Origin of the sequence: Dermabacter jinjuensis, assembly GCF_902381725.1 — a bacterium.
Taxonomy (GTDB): Bacteria; Actinomycetota; Actinomycetes; order Actinomycetales; family Dermabacteraceae; genus Dermabacter; species Dermabacter hominis.
On record NZ_LR698963.1, the window covers coordinates 1,252,429 to 1,271,814 of the forward strand.

The 19,386-nt window shown below is 62.8% G+C and carries 21 protein-coding genes and 1 pseudogene; 18 read left to right on the forward strand and 4 right to left on the reverse strand.

Annotated features, from left to right (window positions below):
* Positions 1 to 55: 55 nt before the first annotated feature.
* From FXY94_RS05410 to tuf, 6 genes are all read left to right on the forward strand, one after another.
* Positions 56 to 3,943, forward strand: coding sequence for a DNA-directed RNA polymerase subunit beta' (locus FXY94_RS05410; RefSeq protein WP_016664012.1), 3,888 nt, complete (start codon positions 56 to 58; stop codon positions 3,941 to 3,943).
* Between the two features lie 288 nt (positions 3,944 to 4,231).
* Positions 4,232 to 5,494, forward strand: coding sequence for a septal ring lytic transglycosylase RlpA family protein (locus tag FXY94_RS05415; protein ID WP_016664013.1), 1,263 nt, complete (start codon positions 4,232 to 4,234; stop codon positions 5,492 to 5,494).
* A gap of 401 nt (positions 5,495 to 5,895) precedes the next feature.
* Complete coding sequence (gene rpsL, locus FXY94_RS05420; RefSeq protein WP_016664014.1) at positions 5,896 to 6,270, forward strand: 30S ribosomal protein S12; 375 nt, start codon at positions 5,896 to 5,898, stop codon at positions 6,268 to 6,270.
* The gene (gene rpsG / locus FXY94_RS05425; RefSeq protein ID WP_016664015.1) at positions 6,270 to 6,740 is read left to right on the forward strand and encodes a 30S ribosomal protein S7; all 471 of its coding nucleotides are present in this window, start codon (positions 6,270 to 6,272) and stop codon (positions 6,738 to 6,740) included. The genes rpsL and rpsG overlap by 1 nt, the downstream gene beginning before the upstream one ends.
* Positions 6,741 to 6,782: 42 nt before the next feature.
* A complete protein-coding gene (gene fusA, locus FXY94_RS05430) occupies positions 6,783 to 8,930 on the forward strand; it encodes an elongation factor G (protein WP_016664016.1) in 2,148 nt (715 codons plus the stop codon).
* Positions 8,931 to 9,060: 130 nt separating this feature from the next.
* Entirely contained in the window at positions 9,061 to 10,248 is a 1,188-nt protein-coding gene (tuf, locus tag FXY94_RS05435; RefSeq protein WP_016664017.1) for an elongation factor Tu, read from the forward strand.
* A 321-nt stretch (positions 10,249 to 10,569) separates the two neighbouring features.
* Here the strand turns inward: tuf and FXY94_RS05440 are convergent, their stop codons facing one another.
* Positions 10,570 to 11,439, reverse strand: coding sequence for a general stress protein (locus FXY94_RS05440; RefSeq protein ID WP_016664018.1), 870 nt, complete (start codon positions 11,437 to 11,439; stop codon positions 10,570 to 10,572).
* A gap of 592 nt (positions 11,440 to 12,031) precedes the next feature.
* Between FXY94_RS05440 and rpsJ the strand changes: the two genes are divergently transcribed.
* The 11 genes from rpsJ to rpsQ are packed head-to-tail and all read left to right on the forward strand — an operon-like array spanning position 12,032 to position 17,675.
* Entirely contained in the window at positions 12,032 to 12,340 is a 309-nt protein-coding gene (rpsJ, locus tag FXY94_RS05445) for a 30S ribosomal protein S10 (protein ID WP_016664019.1), read from the forward strand.
* Positions 12,341 to 12,353: 13 nt separating this feature from the next.
* Positions 12,354 to 13,034 (forward strand): 50S ribosomal protein L3, encoded by a 681-nt coding sequence (rplC, locus tag FXY94_RS05450; protein WP_016664020.1) that lies wholly within the window; start codon positions 12,354 to 12,356, stop codon positions 13,032 to 13,034.
* A 5-nt stretch (positions 13,035 to 13,039) separates the two neighbouring features.
* A complete protein-coding gene (gene rplD / locus FXY94_RS05455; protein ID WP_016664021.1) occupies positions 13,040 to 13,987 on the forward strand; it encodes a 50S ribosomal protein L4, sunset domain variant in 948 nt (315 codons plus the stop codon).
* A complete protein-coding gene (gene rplW, locus FXY94_RS05460; protein WP_016664022.1) occupies positions 13,984 to 14,286 on the forward strand; it encodes a 50S ribosomal protein L23 in 303 nt (100 codons plus the stop codon). Before rplD ends, rplW begins: the two co-directional genes overlap by 4 nt.
* 46 nt (positions 14,287 to 14,332) lie before the next feature.
* Positions 14,333 to 15,169: a 50S ribosomal protein L2 gene (rplB, locus tag FXY94_RS05465; protein WP_016664023.1), complete on the forward strand. Its 837-nt coding sequence runs from the start codon at positions 14,333 to 14,335 to the stop codon at positions 15,167 to 15,169.
* Positions 15,170 to 15,190: 21 nt separating this feature from the next.
* A complete protein-coding gene (gene rpsS, locus FXY94_RS05470; protein ID WP_016664024.1) occupies positions 15,191 to 15,472 on the forward strand; it encodes a 30S ribosomal protein S19 in 282 nt (93 codons plus the stop codon).
* Positions 15,473 to 15,531: 59 nt separating this feature from the next.
* Entirely contained in the window at positions 15,532 to 15,897 is a 366-nt protein-coding gene (gene rplV / locus FXY94_RS05475; protein ID WP_016664025.1) for a 50S ribosomal protein L22, read from the forward strand.
* Complete coding sequence (gene rpsC / locus FXY94_RS05480) at positions 15,897 to 16,724, forward strand: 30S ribosomal protein S3 (RefSeq protein ID WP_016664026.1); 828 nt, start codon at positions 15,897 to 15,899, stop codon at positions 16,722 to 16,724. The genes rplV and rpsC overlap by 1 nt, the downstream gene beginning before the upstream one ends.
* 5 nt (positions 16,725 to 16,729) lie before the next feature.
* Complete coding sequence (rplP, locus tag FXY94_RS05485) at positions 16,730 to 17,149, forward strand: 50S ribosomal protein L16 (protein WP_016664027.1); 420 nt, start codon at positions 16,730 to 16,732, stop codon at positions 17,147 to 17,149.
* Positions 17,149 to 17,382, forward strand: coding sequence for a 50S ribosomal protein L29 (gene rpmC, locus FXY94_RS05490; RefSeq protein ID WP_016664028.1), 234 nt, complete (start codon positions 17,149 to 17,151; stop codon positions 17,380 to 17,382). Before rplP ends, rpmC begins: the two co-directional genes overlap by 1 nt.
* Positions 17,383 to 17,399: 17 nt before the next feature.
* Entirely contained in the window at positions 17,400 to 17,675 is a 276-nt protein-coding gene (rpsQ, locus tag FXY94_RS05495) for a 30S ribosomal protein S17 (RefSeq protein ID WP_016664029.1), read from the forward strand.
* 389 nt (positions 17,676 to 18,064) lie between these two features.
* Here the strand turns inward: rpsQ and FXY94_RS05500 are convergent, their stop codons facing one another.
* From FXY94_RS05500 to FXY94_RS10810, 3 genes are all read right to left on the reverse strand, one after another.
* Entirely contained in the window at positions 18,065 to 18,211 is a 147-nt protein-coding gene (locus tag FXY94_RS05500; RefSeq protein ID WP_168161673.1) for a hypothetical protein, read from the reverse strand.
* A complete protein-coding gene (locus FXY94_RS05505; protein ID WP_040386478.1) occupies positions 18,208 to 18,609 on the reverse strand; it encodes a hypothetical protein in 402 nt (133 codons plus the stop codon). The genes FXY94_RS05500 and FXY94_RS05505 overlap by 4 nt, the downstream gene beginning before the upstream one ends.
* 335 nt (positions 18,610 to 18,944) lie before the next feature.
* On the reverse strand, positions 18,945 to 19,106 hold the full coding sequence (locus tag FXY94_RS10810) for a hypothetical protein (protein WP_156979624.1): 162 nt from the start codon (positions 19,104 to 19,106) through the stop codon (positions 18,945 to 18,947).
* On the opposite strand from FXY94_RS10810, the pseudogene FXY94_RS05510 reads away from it, so the two are divergent.
* Positions 19,081 to 19,191 (forward strand): annotated as a pseudogene (locus FXY94_RS05510) (50S ribosomal protein L5); the annotation flags it as partial. The gene FXY94_RS10810 and the pseudogene FXY94_RS05510 overlap by 26 nt on opposite strands.
* Positions 19,192 to 19,386 lie beyond the last annotated feature (195 nt).

The following is a 19,386-nucleotide window of genomic DNA, read 5'->3' on the forward strand; positions in this document are numbered from 1 at the left end:
TCTCAGCCCCAACCATTCAGACCTTGACGACTTTTTAGACGAGAGAAGGACACACGTGCTCGACGTCAACCACTTTGACGAGCTCAAGATCGGCCTCGCGACGGCCGACGACATCCGTTCCTGGTCATACGGCGAAGTTAAAAAGCCCGAAACCATCAATTACCGCACCCTCAAGCCCGAGATGGACGGCCTCTTCTGTGAGCGCATCTTCGGCCCGACCCGCGACTGGGAGTGCTACTGCGGCAAGTACAAGCGCGTGCGATTCAAGGGAATCGTGTGTGAGCGCTGTGGCGTAGAGGTCACCAAGTCTTCCGTGCGCCGTGAGCGCATGGCCCACATCGAGCTTGCGGCTCCCGTGACGCACATCTGGTATTTCAAGGGCGTGCCGAGCCGCCTCGGCTACCTGCTCGACCTCGCGCCGAAGGATCTCGAGAAGGTCATCTACTTCGCGGCCTACATGATCACGAAGGTCGATGACGAGGCCCGTCACACCGACATGCCCGAGCTTCAGAGCCGCCACGACCTCGAGATCCGTGAACTCGAAAATGAGCGCGATGCCGCGATCAACGATCGCGCGGTAGCTGCCGAGAAGGACCTCGCTCAGCTCGAGGAAGAAGGCGCGAAGGCCGACGCGAAGCGTAAGGTTCGCGATTCCGCGGAGCGCGAGCAGGCACAGATCCGCAAGAAGTATGACGCTGAGATCACGCGCGTGCAGAACGTGTGGGAGCGCTTCAAGAACCTCGAGGTTGCCGACCTCGAGGGCGACGAACAGCTCTACCGCGCGATGAAGCTCCGCTACGGCCACTACTTCGAAGGTGGCATGGGTGCCGAGGCCGTGCAGCAGCGCCTGCTCGACTTCGACCTCGACTCCGAGGCTGAGAAGCTCCGCGAGGTCATCGCGAACGGCAAGGGGCAGAAGAAGGCTCGCGCCCTCAAGCGCCTCAAGGTCGTTTCGGCGTTCCAGCAGACGACCAACTCGCCCGCCGGCATGGTGCTTGACTGCATCCCCGTGATCCCGCCGGATCTTCGCCCCATGGTGCAGCTCGACGGTGGCCGCTTCGCGACCTCCGACCTCAACGACCTGTACCGACGTGTCATCAACCGCAACAACCGTCTCAAGCGCCTCATCGACCTCGGTGCGCCCGAGATCATCGTGAACAACGAAAAGCGCATGCTTCAGGAGTCGGTTGATTCGCTGTTCGACAACGGCCGCCGCGGCCGCCCCGTCACGGGACCCGGCAACCGCCCGCTCAAGTCGCTCTCCGACATGCTCAAGGGCAAGCAGGGTCGTTTCCGTGCGAACCTGCTCGGTAAGCGCGTGGACTACTCGGGCCGCTCGGTTATCGTGAACGGCCCGGAGCTGCACCTTCACCAGTGTGGTCTCCCGAAGGGCATGGCTCTCGAGCTGTTCAAGCCGTTCGTCATGAAGCGCCTCGTGGATCTCTCCCTCGCGCAGAACGTCAAGGCCGCCAAGCGCATGGTCGAGCGTTCGCGCCCCGAGGTGTGGGACGTTCTCGAAGAGGTCATCACCGAGCACCCCGTGCTGCTCAACCGTGCACCCACGCTTCACCGCCTCGGTATTCAGGCGTTCGAGCCGAAGCTCGTCGAGGGCAAGGCCATCCACCTGCACCCGCTCGTGTGTGGCGCCTTCAACGCTGACTTCGACGGTGACCAGATGGCCGTGCACCTCCCGCTTTCGCCCGAGGCGCAGGCAGAGGCGCGCATCCTCATGCTCTCCTCGAACAACATCCTCAAGCCGTCGGACGGCCGCCCCGTGACGATGCCCGCACAGGACATGGTCATCGGCCTCTACCACCTGACGACCCCGAAGCCCGAGGCACTCGGCCATGGCCGCTCGTTCTCGTCGATCGCCGAGGCGATCATGGCTTTCGATAACAACGAGATCGACCTGAACGCACCGATCAAGGTGCGCTTCACCGATGTCGTGCCGCCGTCGGACTGGAAGGCTCCCGAGGGCTGGAGCGAGGGTGACCCGATCACCCTCGAGACCACGCTCGGCACCTACTACTTCAACGAGACCCTCCCCGAGGACTTCCCCTACGTTGAAGGCCAGGTTGGCAAGAAGCGCCTCGGTGGCGTCGTGAACGCGCTCGCCGAACGCTACGACAAGGGCCAGGTGTCGGCCTCGCTCGACGCGCTCAAGTCCTACGGCTTCTCGTGGTCGACCTACTCGGGCGTGACCTTCGCGTTCAGTGACGTTGTGGCGCCGCCGAACAAGCCGGAGATCATCGCGAAGTACGAAGCGAAGGCCGCGCAGGTCGAGGAGAACCGCGACCTTGGTCTCGTCTCCGAAGCTGAGCGCAGCAGCGAGCTCATCGACATCTGGACCGAGGCGACCAACGAGGTTGCCGAGGCGATGAAGGCGAACTTCCCGGTGGACAACACGATTTACCGCATGGTGCACTCCGGTGCCCGTGGTAACTGGATGCAGATCCGCCAGATCGCCGGTATGCGTGGCCTCGTAAACAACCCGAAGGGCGAGATTATTCCCCGCCCGATCCTCTCGAACTACCGCGAGGGTCTCTCTGTGCTCGAGTACTTCATCGCCTCGCACGGTTCGCGTAAGGGCCTTGCCGATACCGCACTCAAGACCGCGCAGTCGGGTTACCTGACGCGTCGTCTCGTGGACGTCTCCCAGGACGTCATTGTGCGTGAGGGCGATTGTGGAACCTCGAAGGGCTTCACGATGGCCATCGGTCAGGACCTCGACGGTGTCATCGTGCCCGCCGACAACGTTGAGATCACGGCGTACGGCCGTACGCTCGCGCAGGACGTGGCAGGCGAAGACGGCACGGTTCTCGCATCCGCCGGTGACGACGTCGGCGATGTGCTCATTGAGAAGCTCCTCGCAGCGGGTGTCACCGAGGTGAAGGTCCGCTCCGTTCTCACGTGTGACTCCGCCGTGGGCACGTGTGCGCAGTGCTACGGACGCTCCCTCGCGACCGGCCAGCTCGTGGACATCGGCGAGGCCGTTGGCATCGTCGCCGCCCAGTCGATTGGTGAGCCCGGTACCCAGCTCACGATGCGTACCTTCCACTCCGGTGGTGTGGCGTCGGCTGAGGGCGACATCACGCACGGTCTCCCGCGTGTGCAGGAGCTCTTCGAGGCACGTACCCCGGCGGGCTTCGCCCCGATCACCGAGGTTGCGGGCCGCGTGAGCGTCGACGACTCCGAAAAGCAGCGCAAGCTCACCGTGACGCCGGATGACGGCAGCGAACCCGTGACCTACACGCTTTCGCGTCGCGTGACCCCGCTCGTCTTCGACGGCGACCACGTCGAGGTCGGCCAGCAGCTCTCCCCGGGCTCGGTTGACCCGAAGCAGGTGCTTCGCATCCTCGGCCCGCGCGCCGTGCAGAAGCACCTCGTGGACGAAGTCCAGAAGGTGTACGTCAGCCAGGGTGTGGACATTCACGCCAAGCACATCGAGGTCATCGTTCGCCAGATGCTGCGCCGCGTGACGATCGTGGCCTCCGGCGACACGAAGCTTCTGCCCGGCGACCTCGTCGAGAACGCCGCGTTCATCGAAGCCAACCGCGCTGCCCTCGCCGAAGGTGGGGAGCCCGCGCAGGGCCGCCCCGAGCTCATGGGTATCACGAAGGCGTCGCTTGCGACCGAGTCGTGGCTTTCGGCCGCCTCGTTCCAGGAGACGACTCGCGTTCTCACCGAGGCTGCACTCAGCTCCAAGAGCGACAAGCTCATGGGCCTCAAGGAGAACGTCATCATCGGTAAGCTCATCCCCGCGGGCACGGGCCTTCCCCGCTTCCGCAACTTTGAGGTGGAGCCGACCGACGAGGCGAAGGCGCAGATGTACACGGTTCCCGGATACGACGACTTCGGTCTCACCGACTTCAGTGGTGCCGGCTCGAGCCTGAACCTCGACGACTTTAGCTACTCGGATCCGTTCAATACGGACTTCCGCTGATCTTCGCGCCTTCGGGCGTCACCGGAGGGCCGGTCCTTCCCCAAGCGGGGGAGGGCCGGCCCTCTCTTTTCTCTGTTGCCGCGCCGATCGCAGCGCTGCCTGCGCATGTGTGAGACAAACCGCGGCGAGCGTCAAGCGTTGGCAAAATAGCGGTTTGTCTTGTTTTAAGGCTTGGTGTTGCGGGTACCGTCCCGCTTTCGTGCGCGACAAGATGGAGACATCCGAAATCCGCACTCGCGCCCACCGTGCGCGACGCTTCCCGTGCACTCGTCAATGCGAAGGACACTCGTGAAGAAGAAGACTCCGATTATCGCCGCAGCCGCACTCGCGACCGTATTCGCGGGCGGTGGCGGTGGCGCAGCCTACGCGATGTCGAACGAAGTCACCGTGAACGCCTACGGCCGCGTGGCAACGTTCCGCACGTTCGACACGCAGGTGGCCGACATCCTCGAAGCGCACGGCGTGGATGTCTCCCACACCGATCTCGTGAAGCCGGCTCTCGGCGAGACCGTCGACTCGGGTGACAAGATCGTTGTGAAAGAACGCGACGAGGTCAAGCTCAGTGTCGACGGCGCAGAGCAGTCGGTCCTCGTCGAGGGCGACACCGTTGCAGATGCCCTCGCGCAGGCCGGAATCGACGCCGAAGGGGCCGCGATTTCCCCGAAGCCCGACACCAAACTTGAGGATGTCGACGGTCCTGTGACCGTGACGACCCCCAAGGACATCACCGTTACCGGCATGAACGGCTCTTGGGTTGCGAAGGGCACGACCGTTCGAACCGTTCAGGACCTCCTCGATAAGTACTTCGCCGACTCGGTTGACGCCGACGACGACGTCACGCCCTCGCGTGACACCGTGCTCAAGAATGGCGACACGATTCACCTCGTGCGCCTCAGCTCCGAGGAAAAGACCGAGAAGGTCGCGATCGACTACAAGACCGAGACTCGCAAAGATGACGCGATCTACGAAGGCGAAACTCGCGTGGTCACGAAGGGTGAGAAGGGCGAAAAAACTATCGTCAAGAAGGTTTCGACGACCGACGGGAAAGTGACGGGCGAGGAAGTCGTGAAGGAAGAGGTCACGAAGGAACCCGTCACCGAGGTCGTCGCCAAGGGCACCAAGAAGCGCCCCGCTGAGGAACCGAAGAACGCGGAACCGAAGAGCGAGAACGTGAGCAAAGATAGTGGCGACGCCCCGAAGCAGAGCCGCAAAAAGCGCAGCGAATCCGCGCCTCAAGGCGGCAAGGCTGTGAGCGGCGTTCGTTCGTGCGGTGCCTCGTTCTACGGCAACGGCGACGGCACGGACGGCGGCCCCACGGCAAGCGGCGAGCGTTTCAACACGCATGCGTACACCGCGGCCCACAAGAGCCTGCCTTTCGGCACCCGCGTGCGCGTGACCAACAAGGCCAACGGCCGCAGCGTGGTCGTGCGCATCAACGACCGTGGTCCATACGTGGGCGGTCGCTGCCTCGACCTTTCCTACGCGGCGATGAAGAGCATCGGCGGCGTGAGCTCCGGCGTGGCGCGCGTCGACTGGCAGATCGTCGAGTAAGCCACCATGACAAAAAGCGGGCCGACGGTACTCAGCTACCGTCGGCCCGTTTCCTTTGCTGTTGCCTGCGCGACACTTCCAGGTTCCCGTGCATGTGATGTACGACGAACTGGCCCCAGTCCTTTGACCGGAATAAAAGGCGCAACGTAGACTGATGAACTGTGCCTGGGTGCCCTATGCCCTCTCGCGGCCTCGCCTCGTGCGAGTGTAATGAGCGGGGGTACGGTACCGCAGTCACCGGGCCTCATGAGGGGTCCGTGCGGGTCGAGATTGACACCCCTCGCGGCGTCATCTCGGGTCGCGGCCCACTCCACACCCGTGGACCCGGTGCTTCGGCGCCTGTGGGCAAAGAAGGTGATCTGGCCGTGTGAAGAGCGCGGCTAGCGACAGAAAGAGAAAAAGTGCCTACTATTCAGCAGTTGGTGCGCAAGGGTCGCCAGGATAAGCCTGTCGCCTCGAGCACGCCCGCGCTCAAGGGTTCGCCCCAGCGCCGCGGCGTGTGCACCCGTGTGTACACCACCACCCCCAAGAAACCGAACTCGGCGCTCCGAAAGATTGCACGTGTTCGTCTCTCCTCCGGTGTCGAAGTTACGGCCTACATCCCCGGTGAAGGCCACAACCTCCAGGAGCACTCGATCGTCCTCGTTCGCGGCGGCCGTGTGAAGGATCTCCCGGGCGTCCGCTACAAGGTCGTTCGTGGTTCGCTCGATACCCAGGCCGTGAAGGGTCGCCAGCAGGCACGCTCGCGGTACGGCGCGAAGAAGGAGAAGAAGTAATGCCACGTAAAGGTGCAGCTCCCAAGCGTCAGCTCGTGGTCGACCCGGTCTACGGCTCGCCCATCGTCACTCAGCTCATCAACAAGGTTCTCCTCGACGGCAAGAAGACCGTCGCCGAGCGCATCGTTTACGGCGCTCTCGAAGGCTGCCGTGAGAAGAACGGTCAGGACCCGGTTGCGACCCTCAAGAAGGCTCTGGACAACATCCGTCCGTCCCTCGAGGTTCGTTCCCGTCGCGTCGGCGGTGCCACCTACCAGGTGCCCGTCGAGGTGCGTGCCGGCCGCTCGACGACCCTCGCGCTGCGCTGGCTCGTTGGCTACTCGCGTGCTCGCCGTGAGCACACGATGACCGAGCGCCTGATGAACGAGATCCTCGACGCTTCGAACGGCCTCGGTGCCGCTGTGAAGCGCCGCGAAGACACCCACAAGATGGCGGAGTCCAACAAGGCCTTCGCTCACTACCGCTGGTAATCGCCGGCGGTACTCGAACCGAAGCGCAGAAAGGCATAGCCCGTGGCACTTGCAGTGCTTAAGGACCTCAGCAAGGTCCGCAACATCGGCATCATGGCACACATCGATGCTGGTAAGACCACCACCACCGAGCGCATCCTGTACTACACCGGCGTCAACTACAAGCTTGGCGAAACCCACGATGGTGCCGGCACCATGGACTGGATGGAGCAGGAAAAAGAACGCGGCATCACCATTACGTCCGCGGCAACGACCTGCTACTGGCACGACAACCAGATCAACATCATCGACACGCCCGGCCACGTCGACTTCACCGTTGAGGTGGAGCGCTCGCTGCGCGTTCTCGATGGCGCTGTTGCCGTGTTCGACGGCAAGGAAGGTGTCGAGCCGCAGTCGGAGACCGTGTGGCGCCAGGCCGACAAGTACAACGTGCCGCGCATTTGCTTCGTCAACAAGATGGACAAGATGGGTGCGGACTTCTTCTTCACCGTCGGCACCATCGTTGACCGACTCAAGGCGAAGCCGCTCGTCATGCAGGTGCCGATCGGCGCTGAAGCGGACTTCCGCGGCGTGATCGACCTCCTCGAGATGAAGGCCTACGAGTGGCCCGAAGAGTTCGAAGAGGACGCCCCTGAATTCAACAAGAAGAAGGGCGATGCCGCTCTCGGTCAGTACCAGAAGGAGATCCCGATCCCCGCGGATCTCCAGGCCAAGGCTGAGGAATACCGCGAGAAGCTCGTCGAGGACGTCGCCGAGGCAAGCGAAGAGCTCATGGAGAAGTACCTCGAAGAGGGCGAACTCTCGGTTGAGGACCTCAAGAAGGGTATTCGCGAACTCACGATTTCCTCGCAGGCCTACCCGGTGTTCTGTGGCTCGGCGTTCAAGAACAAGGGCGTGCAGCCCATGCTCAACGCCGTCGTTGACTTCCTTCCCTCGCCGCTCGACGTCCCGCCGATGGTGGGCCACGACGTCAACGATGAGGAGAAGGAGCTCACTCGTAAGCCTTCGGCTGACGAGCCTTTCTCGGCGCTCGCGTTCAAGGTTGCCGCGCACCCGTTCTTCGGCTCGCTCACCTACGTGCGCGTGTACTCGGGCCACGTTGAGACCGGTACTCAGGTGCTCAACGTCACCACGGGCAAGAAGGAGCGCGTCGGTAAGCTCTTCCAGATGCACTCGAACCAGGAGAACCCTGTCGACGAGGCATTCGCGGGCCACATCTACGCGTTCATCGGTCTGAAGGACACGACCACCGGCGACACGCTGTGCGACGCGCAGCACCCGATCGCTCTTGAGTCGATGACCTTCCCGGAGCCCGTGATCTCGATGGCCATCGAGCCGAAGACCAAGGGCGACCAGGAGAAGCTCGGTATCGCGATTCAGCGTCTCGCCAAGGAAGACCCGACCTTCCAGGTCGAGCTTGACGAGGAAACCGGCCAGACGGTCATCAAGGGCATGGGCGAGCTTCAGCTCGACGTGCTCGTGGATCGTATGCGCCGCGAGTTCAAGGTCGAAGCGAACGTGGGCTCGCCGCAGGTGGCCTACCGCGAGTCGATCAAGAGGACCGTTGAGAAGTTCGATTACACGCACAAGAAGCAGACCGGTGGTTCCGGTCAGTTCGGTAAGGTTCAGATCACCTTCGAGCCTCTTACCGACGCTGAAGAAGGCGTGTTCTACGAGTTCGAAAATCTCGTCACCGGTGGCCGAATCCCGCGTGAATACATCCCGAGCGTTGACGCGGGTATTCAGGATGCGCTCCAGTCCGGCGTTCTCGCCGGCTACCCGGTGGTGAATGTCAAGGCATCGCTTATCGACGGTGCTTACCACGACGTGGACTCCTCGGAAATGGCGTTCAAGATTGCCGGTTCGATGGCGACGCGCGAGGCCCTCAAGAAGGCCCAGCCGATTCTCCTCGAGCCGATCATGAGCGTCGAGGTTCGTACTCCCGAGGAGTACATGGGAGATGTCATCGGCGACCTGAACAAGCGACGTGGTCAGGTTTCGTCGATGGAGGACGCGAGCGGGGTCAAGATTATCCGTGCTCTCGTCCCGCTGTCCGAAATGTTCGGCTACATTGGCGACCTGCGTTCCTTCACGCAGGGCCGCGCGATGTACACGATGCAGTTCGACAGCTACGCGGAGGTCCCGAGGAACATCTCGGAAGAGATCATCGCGAAGACGCGGGGCGAGTAAGCCTTACGAGGATTTGCGGGTAGAGTAGATCTGTTCGCTGATTCTCGGACCGCTTGGGTCGCCCCCTTCCGGGGGGCGCCCCACCCGTTCAATAGAAGTACACCCAACCAAAGTCCTAGGAGGACACACTATGGCTAAGGCCAAGTTCGAGCGTACTAAGCCGCACGTCAACATCGGCACCATCGGTCACGTTGACCACGGCAAGACCACGCTTACCGCTGCCATCTCGAAGGTTCTGTACGACCAGTACCCTGACCTCAACGAGCAGCGCAACTTCGATACGATCGACAATGCCCCTGAGGAAAAGCAGCGCGGCATCACGATCAACATCTCCCACATTGAGTACCAGACCGACAAGCGCCACTACGCTCACGTCGACGCTCCGGGCCACGCCGACTACATCAAGAACATGATTACCGGCGCTGCGCAGATGGACGGCGCAATCCTCGTGGTTGCCGCCACCGACGGCCCGATGGCTCAGACCCGCGAGCACGTTCTTCTTGCTCGCCAGGTTGGCGTTCCCTACCTTCTCGTTGCACTCAACAAGTGCGACATGGTCGACGATGAGGAAATCCTCGAGCTCGTCGAGATGGAGGTCCGTGAGCTCCTCGCTTCGCAGGAGTTCGACGAGGACGCTCCCGTCGTTCGCGTTTCGGCGTTCAAGGCGCTCGAAGGCGACGAGAAGTGGGTCAAGTCGGTTCAGGACCTCATGGCTGCCGTCGACGAGTCGATCCCGGATCCGGTTCGCGACATGGACAAGCCGTTCCTCATGCCGATCGAGGACGTCTTCACCATCACCGGCCGTGGCACCGTTGTGACCGGTAAAGTCGAGCGTGGCAAGCTTGCCATCAACTCGGAAATCGAGATCGTGGGTATCCGCGAGGCTCAGAAGACCACCGTTACCGGTATCGAGATGTTCCACAAGCAGATGGACGAGGCTTGGGCAGGCGAGAACTGTGGCCTCCTCCTCCGTGGCACCAAGCGTGAAGACGTTGAGCGTGGCCAGGTTGTTGTGAAGCCGGGCTCGATCACCCCGCACACCGACTTCGAGGCTCAGGTCTACATCCTCTCGAAGGACGAGGGTGGCCGCCACAACCCGTTCTACTCGAACTACCGCCCGCAGTTCTACTTCCGTACCACGGACGTGACCGGCGTTATCACCCTCCCCGAGGGCACCGAGATGGTCATGCCTGGCGACTCGACCGAGATGACCGTTGAGCTCATCCAGCCGATCGCTATGGAAGAGGGCCTCGGCTTCGCTATCCGTGAGGGTGGCCGCACCGTTGGCTCGGGCCGCGTTACCAAGATCATCAAGTGATCTAGCGCTGCATAGCCTGCAGAGTTAAGAGAAGAGGCGCTCCGGATTCGTCCGGGGCGCCTCTCTTTGCGTTGCGGGGAGGGGGAGAAGGGTTGGGGCGCCCGAGGTCCACGGGGTGCTACGGCTGCTCGGGGCGGGGTGGAGTCCCTTTCGTGCTCGGGGCGGGCTGGAATCCCTTCCGCGGATCTGTACCCAACGTTTGTGGCGGAATTGGGCGTGATACCGCCGCAAACGTTGGGGTTAGTTTGCTGGTTCAGAAGAAGGTGGGGTCGGGGTGCCGGGTGGTCGGGGTGCTCGGTGCTCTGCCGAGGTCAGTTCCGTCTAACCGCGCGGGTGCGGCTCGTCATCGCCGTGGGTGCCGCGCGCGGAATCAGGGTCCGACGGCAACCCGAATGTTGGTCGCTTCGGAGCTTCGGCATCGTCGCTCTTCAGCGAAGTGGAATCGCCGAAGCTGTGAGCATCGTCGCGGGTGGCCCCTGACGCCATCGAACCTTGTGCCGGTTCCATCGGATCCCGGCTCTCAGGTGCGCTTTGCCCGTACTGGGGTCGATTGGAGCGGGCAGACGACGGACCGTCCGCGCCGTAGCTGGGCGAACCAAGAGGTTGCGTGCCAGGCGATTGAGTGCCAGGCGACTGTGTGCCGGGCCCTGTCGGTCGATTCTTTGCGGAGTCACCATAGCCGCTGCCCCCAAAGGCGCCGTCGCCGAGGCGGATGCCTGCGCCGGTGAGGATGCGGCGCGCGTCCATGACGTTGCGGTGCTCGACGAGGAGCTCGTAGTGCATGGGGACCGTTGCGGTCATGGACGTGAAGTCGCGTTGACCACCGCTCATGGCGTGCCCAATTACCGCCCAGACCGTGAAGAACACGGCGCCGAGGAGAACGGAGCTGAGGATCGTCGAAAGCCAGTTCGAGGAAAGCATGCTGAACAGCAGGCCCACGAAAAGTCCCATCCACATGCCGCTGAGCGCGCCTCCAAGGATGACTCGGCCCCAGGTCTTGCGTCCGGTCACGCGCTCGATGAGGCGCAGGTCGGTTCCCACAATGAGGGTGTTCTGTACTGGAAAACCGGCGTCGGCGAGGATGTCGACCATGCGCTGAACGTCGGCATACTCCTTATATGTGCCGAGCGATTGCGGAAATTCGAGTGAAAATGCCTGCGATTGGAGCGGGCTGTGCGGCTGTTGGCTCATGGGCCCACTCTAGGATGCTCACCTGCGCGTCTGTTCGAAACAGTGAGGCGCCCGGCGCTGGAGGCTGTGGCATGGCGCTGGAGCCTGCGCGAAGGTGAGAGCTTGGCAGCGCGCGGGGGTGCGAGTTTGCGGCAGAGTGCGAGGGCGCGAGAGTGCGCGGCGGGAGAGTCCGACGGTGTGAGCTTGCGGCAGGGTGTGAGGACGCGAGGGTGAGAGCCTGCGGCAGAGCGCGAGAGCGCGCGGTGGGGGAGTCCGACGGTCGATGTCCGACGGTGAATGCTTGTGAGGCGTTCCACGCCACGACCCCTGGTGCGCGTTTGCGATACGTGGCAAACTAGATGAGTTGCTTGCGCGAGCGGCCATGCCCGGTTCCGTTCCCCGTCTCTGGGAATGACCACCGGATGACGCTCAGCCCAAGGATGCGAACAGTGTGGATACTCCGCTGAGGGCGCATCGTTCGAGGGAAAAGTCGCAAGGACAAGGGTTTCGCGCGGCCTTTTTGCGCCTCGCAAGAGCGACACACCCGACCGCGGGTGTCGGTCTGGCCCACTCCATGTAAGAGCGGTTTTAGAGAAAGAGATAGACCTAGGCTATGGCGGGACAGAAGATCCGCATCCGGCTCAAGTCGTATGACCACGAGGTGATTGACAGCTCGGCGCGCAAAATCGTCGACACTGTCAGCCGCGCTGGTGCAACGGTCGTGGGCCCGGTGCCGCTGCCGACTGAGAAGAACGTTTTCGTTGTGATCAAGTCGCCGCACAAGTACAAGGATTCCCGTGAGCAGTTCGAGATGCGCACCCACAAGCGCCTCATCGACATCGTCGACCCCACGCCCAAGGCTGTGGATTCGCTGATGCGCCTCGACCTGCCTGCGGACGTCAACATCGAGATCAAGCTCTGAGGTATCGGAACACATGAGTAACGAACTGACAGGGCAGCGCGATCGCGTCATCAACGGCGTGCTCGGCACCAAGCTTGGCATGACCCAGGTGTGGGACGAGGACGGCAACATCGTCCCCGTGACCGTGGTTCAGGCCGGCCCGTGTGTCGTCACGCAGGTCCGCTCGCAGGACGTTGACGGCTACGACGCTGTCCAGATCGCGTACGGCGCGATCGATCCCCGTAAGGTGACGAAGCCCCTCAAGGGTCACTTCGAGAAGGCCGGGGTGACGCCGCGCCGTCACCTCGTTGAGCTCCGCACGAACGACGCCGCGGAGTACGAGCTCGGCCAGGAGATCGACGCTTCGATCTTCGAGGCCGGCCAGAAGGTCGACGTCGTTGGCACGACCAAGGGTAAGGGCAACGCTGGTGTCATGAAGCGTCACGGCTTCGCCGGTGTGAGCGCCTCGCACGGTCAGCACCGCAACCACCGCAAGCCCGGCTCGATCGGTGGCGCTTCGACCCCCGCTCGCGTGTTCAAGGGCATGCGCATGGCGGGCCGCATGGGCGGTAACCGCAATAGCGTCCAGAACCTCACCGTTCAGGCGGTGGACGCCGAGAAGAACCTCGTGCTCATCAAGGGTGCCGTTCCCGGCCCCAAGGGTGGCATCGTTCTGGTTCGCTCGGCCGTCAAGGGTCCGAAGAAGGGAGCCTGATTTTCATGGCTAACAACCTGACGGTCGACGTTCTCGACCCCGCAGGAAAGAAGACCGGCACTGCCGAGCTGCCCGCTCACATCTTCGATGTTCAGACCAACGTGGCGCTTATCCACCAGGTCGTGACCGCTCAGCTCAACGCTGCGCGTCAGGGCACGCACAAGGCCAAGACTCGCGGCGAGGTTAGCGGCGGCGGCCGTAAGCCGTGGAAGCAGAAGGGTACCGGTCGCGCTCGCCAGGGCTCGATCCGCGCACCTCAGTGGACCGGCGGTGGCGTCGTTCACGGCCCGGTTCCGCGCGACTACACGCAGCGTGTGCCCAAGAAGATGAAGGCTGCTGCGCTCCGCGGTGCCCTTTCGGATCGCGCCCGTTTCGGCCGCATCCACGTTTTCACCGCGCTTCTCGACGGCGACAAGCCCTCGACGAAGCTTGTGGCGAAGACCATCGCTACCGTCTCGGACAGCTCGAACTTCCTCCTGGTTGTTCGGCGCGACGACGAGGTCGGCGCGCTCAGCTCGCGCAACCTCGCTAACGCGCACGTGCTGTTCGCCGATCAGCTCAACACCTACGACGTCATGGCATCCGACCATGTCGTCTTCACCGAAGGTGCGCTCGAGGACTTCGTGGCAGGCGCGACTCTCGCCGCTGTGAAGGCTCCCGCGCAGCCCGAGGCTGCGGCAACCCCCAAGGCGGCCGCCACGGCTGAGGTGAAGAGCGAAGCTGCGGCTGTTGAGGCTCCCTACGGCGAAGGCAGCGCCCTTCCGCTCGACGGTGGCAAGGCCCCCGAAGGTTTCACCATCAAGGGCAACAGCAACTCCATGAAGTACCACACCGAGGATTCGCCGTGGTACGGCCGCACTAAGGCTGAGGTCTGGTTCGCGACGCCCGAAGCAGCGGAAGCTGCCGGCTTCGTGAACGCTGTTCGCCCGGCCGATGAGGAGGAAGCCAAGTGACCTCGATTAACAAGAACCCGCGCGACATTCTCTTCGCGCCGGTCCTCACCGAGAAGTCCTACGGCCAGATGGACGAAGGGAAGTACGTCTTCCTCGTCGATCGCCGCGCAAACAAGACCGAAATCAAGCTTGCCGTCGAGGAGATCTTCGACGTCAAGGTTGCTTCGGTGAACACCATCAACCGTCAGGGCAAGACGCGTCGCACGCGTTTCGGCATTGGCAAGCGCAACGACACCAAGCGCGCCATTGTCACCCTCAAGGACGGATCCATCGACATCTTCGGAGGCGCGACCGCCTGAGCGGTCGTGACCCGAAGACAAACGAGAGAGTCTGAGGAAACCCACGATGGGAATTCGTAAGAACAAGCCGACCTCGCCGAGCCGCCGCGGCTCGAGCGTCGCCGACTTCGTCGAGATCACTCGTAGTGAGCCGGAGAAGTCGCTGGTCCGCCCCCTGTCCAAGACGGGTGGCCGTAACAACAAGGGCCGCGTGACCTCGCGTCACCGCGGCGGTGGCCACAAGCGTGCCTACCGCGTGATCGACTTCCGTCGTCACGACAAGGACGGCATCAACGCCAAGGTCGCCCACATCGAGTACGACCCGAACCGTACCGCTCGCATCGCTCTGCTCCACTACCTGGACGGCGAGAAGCGCTACATCCTCGCCCCGGCGAAGCTTCGCCAGGGTGACGTGCTCGAAAGCGGCCCGAGCGCCGACATCAAGCCCGGCAACAACCTTCCGCTGCGCAACATCCCCGTGGGTACCGTTGTGCACGCAATCGAGCTCCGCCCCGGTGGCGGCGCGAAGATCGCCCGCTCGGCGGGTGCCTCCGTGCAGCTCGTCGCGAGGGAAGGCAAGTACGCCCAGCTTCGTATGCCGTCCGGCGAAATCCGCAACGTCGATGCGCGCTGCCGCGCGACCATCGGTGAGGTGGGCAACGCCGAACAAGCCAACATCAACTGGGGCAAGGCCGGCCGTATGCGCTGGAAGGGCAAGCGCCCGCACGTCCGTGGTGTTGTGATGAACCCCGTGGACCACCCGCATGGTGGTGGTGAGGGCCGCACGTCGGGCGGTCGTCATCCCGTTTCGCCTTGGGGCCAGCCGGAAGGCCGTACCCGCAAGCCGAACAAGGAAAGCGACAAGCTCATCGTGCGCCGCCGCCGTACCGGCAAAAAGCGCTGATAGGACGAGGGATAAACAGTTATGCCACGCAGTATTGCTAAGGGCCCCTTCGTTGACGATCACCTTCAGAAGAAGGTCGACGCTCAGAACGAAGCCGGTACCAAGAATGTCATCAAGACCTGGTCGCGCCGTTCGGTCATTACGCCGGACTTCCTCGGCCACACTTTCGCAGTGCACGATGGCCGCAAGCACGTCTCGGTGTTCGTCACCGAGTCGATGGTTGGCCACAAGCTCGGCGAGTTCGCTCCCACGCGCACTTTCCGCAGCCATGACAAGGACGACAAGAAGGGACGTCGTCGCTGATCGCCCACGTGGCGAAGTGATGATTTCCCTCGCTATTCACTAAAGAAAGCAGGACAGCAATGGAAGCCAAGGCGCAGGTGCGGTTCATCCGTATTTCGCCCATGAAGGCCCGGCGCGTCGTTGACCTTATTCGTGGTAAGAGCACGGGTGAAGCACTGGAGATTCTGCGGTTCGCACCGCAGGCCGCCAGCGAGCCCGTCTCGAAGCTCGTAAAGTCCGCGATCGCCAACGCCCGCGTGAAGGCAGATCAAGCAGGGGAGCGTTTCGATGAGCAGGATCTCGTCGTGTCCGCTGCATTCGTCGACGAAGGCCCGACCATGAAGCGGTTCCAGCCGCGCGCTCAGGGTCGCGCATTCCAGATCAAGAAGCGCACCAGCCACATCACCGTGGTTGTTGCCCCGTCGAAGAAGAAGGAGACCCGCTAGTGGGCCAGAAGGTCAATCCCAACGGGTTCCGTCTCGGTATTACGACCGACCACACGAGCCGCTGGTTCGCCGACTCCACGAAGGAAGGTCAGCGCTACCGCGACTACGTGAAGGAAGACGTCGCCATCCGCAAGCTCCTTTCCGAGGGGCTCGAGCGCGCTGGCGTGTCGAAGGTCGAGATCGAGCGCACCCGCGATCGCGTTCGCGTTGATCTGCACACCGCACGCCCCGGCATCGTGATCGGTCGCCGTGGCGCGGAGGCCGAGCGTCTCCGCGGTCAGCTCGAGAAGCTGACGGGCAAGCAGATTCAGCTCAACATCCTCGAGGTCAAGAACCCCGAGGCAGACGCGCAGCTCGTTGCTCAGGGCATCGCCGAGCAGCTCGCGAGCCGCGTGTCCTTCCGCCGCGCTATGCGCAAGGGCATTCAGTCCGCGCAGCGTGCTGGCGCGAAGGGTATCCGTGTCGCCGTTTCGGGCCGCCTCGGTGGCGCCGAAATGAGCCGCAGCGAGTTCTACCGTGAAGGCCGCGTGCCCCTGCACACGCTTCGCGCGAACATCGACTACGGCTTCTACGAGGCCCGCACCGCATTCGGCCGCATTGGCGTGAAGGTGTGGATCTACAAGGGCGACATCACGTCCAAGGAACTCGCTGCACAGCAGGCCGCCCAGGCTCCGCGCCAGGGCCGTGGTCCGCGCGCTGAGCGCCCCCGTGGCCGCCGCAACGAGCGCAACGCCGCCCGCCGTGAGAAGGCGGAAGCTTCGGCTCAGGCTCAGGCCGCCACCGAGGCTCCCGCTGCCGCTCCGGCCGATAAGGGAACGGAGGCCTGAGTCCAATGCTGATTCCGCGTAGGACCAAGCACCGCAAGCAGCATCGCCCCACCCGTACCGGTATGGCCAAGGGTGGCTTCGATCTCGCGTTCGGCGACTACGGTATCCAGGCTCTCGAGCCCGCCTACGTCACCAACCGTCAGATTGAGGCCGCACGTATCGCCATGACGCGCTACATGAAGCGTGGCGGCAAGGTGTACATCAACATCTACCCCGATCGCCCCCTCACGAAGAAGCCTGCCGAGGTCCGCATGGGCTCCGGTAAGGGTTCGGTGGAGTTCTGGGTAGCGAACGTCAAGCCCGGCCGCGTCATGTTTGAGGTTGCCGGTGTCGATGAGCCGACTGCACGCGAGGCACTGCGCCTTGCCATGCACAAGCTCCCCATGAAGTGCCGAATCCTCAGCCGAGAGGGTGGTGACATCTGATGGCAGCCACGAAGCTTACCGCTGACGAGCTCAACAAGCTCGATGACGCGAAGCTCACCGAAGAACTCGCGAAGGCCAAGGACGAGCTTTTCAAGCTCCGTTTCCAGGGCGCGACCGGTCAGCTCGAGTCGAGCGCTCGCTTGCGTTCGGTCAAGAAGGACATCGCACGGATCTACACGATCCTGCGCGAGCGCGAGTTGGGGATCCGCCAGGCCCCCGGTTCGGCCGAGTGAACGAGCGAGGTTAGGTAATGAACGAAAATCAGGTCGCTGAAGAGCGTCCGTACCGCAAGACTCAGCGCGGCTACGTCGTCTCCGACAAGATGGATAAGACCATCGTCGTCGAGGTCGAGGAGCGCGTGAAGCACTCGCTGTACGGCAAGGTTATGAAGAAGCACAAGAAGTTCAAGGCCCACGATGAGGAGAACACCGCCGGTGTCGGCGATCTTGTTCGCATCATGGAAACCCGCCCGCTGAGCGCTTCCAAGCGCTGGCGTCTGGTGGAGATTCTCGAGAAGGCTAAGTAAGCCGTTCTCAGGTTCGCCTGAACATAGAGAGGCCGGGGTGGACCCGCAATGCGGATCCACCCCGGCCTCTCTTTTGTGCCTTCGTGGTGTGGGTTGCGAGTGCTTCCCACGTTCGAGGTTCGTGACGCGCCAGCTGCCGTCGGCCTGCTTTGCCAACGTGAGGGACCCGGTGAGTTCGGGCGTGAAGCCCATATGTGCCGCGTCGCCGTACTCGTACTGGACCCGGGCAATCCTGCCGCGAACATCGATACCCGCAACGCGTCCGTCTTCGGGCATTCGGGGGCGGGGTGGTGCAATGAGCGGCTTCTGGAGTTCGCTGCAGCTGTGCGGGAAGCGGGGCCGACGGTTGCCTTCAACCCGGGGCACGAATCTTGCCGGACGCTCATGGCTCATGCATGAGCGGATTCCTTGATTGTGTCTTCTTCGCTGTCCGGGGTGAGCAGCAGCCACAATGTGAGGGTTCCGGCACAAAGCCCAGCGATAACGAGGGCGGTGCACGCGGTGAGGATAATGGCGGCCTTGGGCTTCGCTGTCACGGCATCTTCCAGCTGTTGTTGCTGCTCTTGCTTCCAGTGATCTTCCATTCGCCATCCTGGAGCTCGAGGTCGAAGACGTGGTCTGTCTCGGGGACGCTCACGGCTGGGTCGTGCAGTGTGGTGGTGACCTCCACCTGGGCCTTGGTGTTTTCGGTGCTGATGTGCGTGATGTCGTAGTCGAATCCGCCGCGACGGTCGATTTCCGCTGCGGCTTTCTTGAAACGCTCGCAATCGACGCTGTCAGCCGCTTGATCCTCGAGAGCGCCCGTGAATGCCGAACAATCCTGGGACTCAATGGCAGCGAACATGTCGTCCACAGTGTTCTTGGGCCCATGGATGAGGGCCGCTCCACCGCCGATGACGAGAACGAGGGCGGCGATACCGGCGAGGCTGAGCAAGCTTAGGCAACCGCAAATGCCACAAAAAACGCCCCTACTGGAACCTTGGGGGCGGACGTATGGGGGAGGGGGTGCAGGGGAGTAGTGGGGGTAGGTCATTGTGCACCTTTCGCATGACCTGCGTTACAGTTGCAAAGATACGCGCTTGAGTTTGCACGTGCAAACATGTGTTGCGGAGGCTTGGGGATTGGGAGGTAGGGCGCAACTTGGGCTTGGGCTTCGGTTGGGGTCACGGGCGAGAAGCTCGCCCGTGTGACGCGCGAACAACAACGAGGATTGGCAAGGCAATGTAGGGCCGGCCAAAGGCGGCCGGCCCCACATTCGGTGGAAAAGGGTTAATTCTCAAACATGTTTCCGCCGTCGGAGATGACCCACTTTCCATCTTCCTTGACGAGGGTGAACGTTGAGGTCTTTGTGTCCGTCTCTCCGGTCTTCTTGTTCTTGGCGGTGAGCTTCGTGGGAACCGTGGCCTTGTCGCCGAGGGAGTTCGACGGCAACGGCAACTACACCTTTGGCCTCACGGAACAGGTCATGTTCCATGAGATCGATCAGGACAAGATCGACCGCGTTCTCATCATGGAGACTTACCCGCTGGGTGCTTCGAAGCGCTGGCGTCTCGTCGAAATCATCGAGAAGGCTAAGTAAATCTGTCGGGCTCAGTCCCGAAAGATCTCCGAGAAGGGGTCGTCCGCTGCTCAGCGGGCGGCCCCTTCCGCTATTGAGCGGGCGTTCACGCCCTCGTGGCGTTACGATGACCGATGGTCATACGCGTGACGA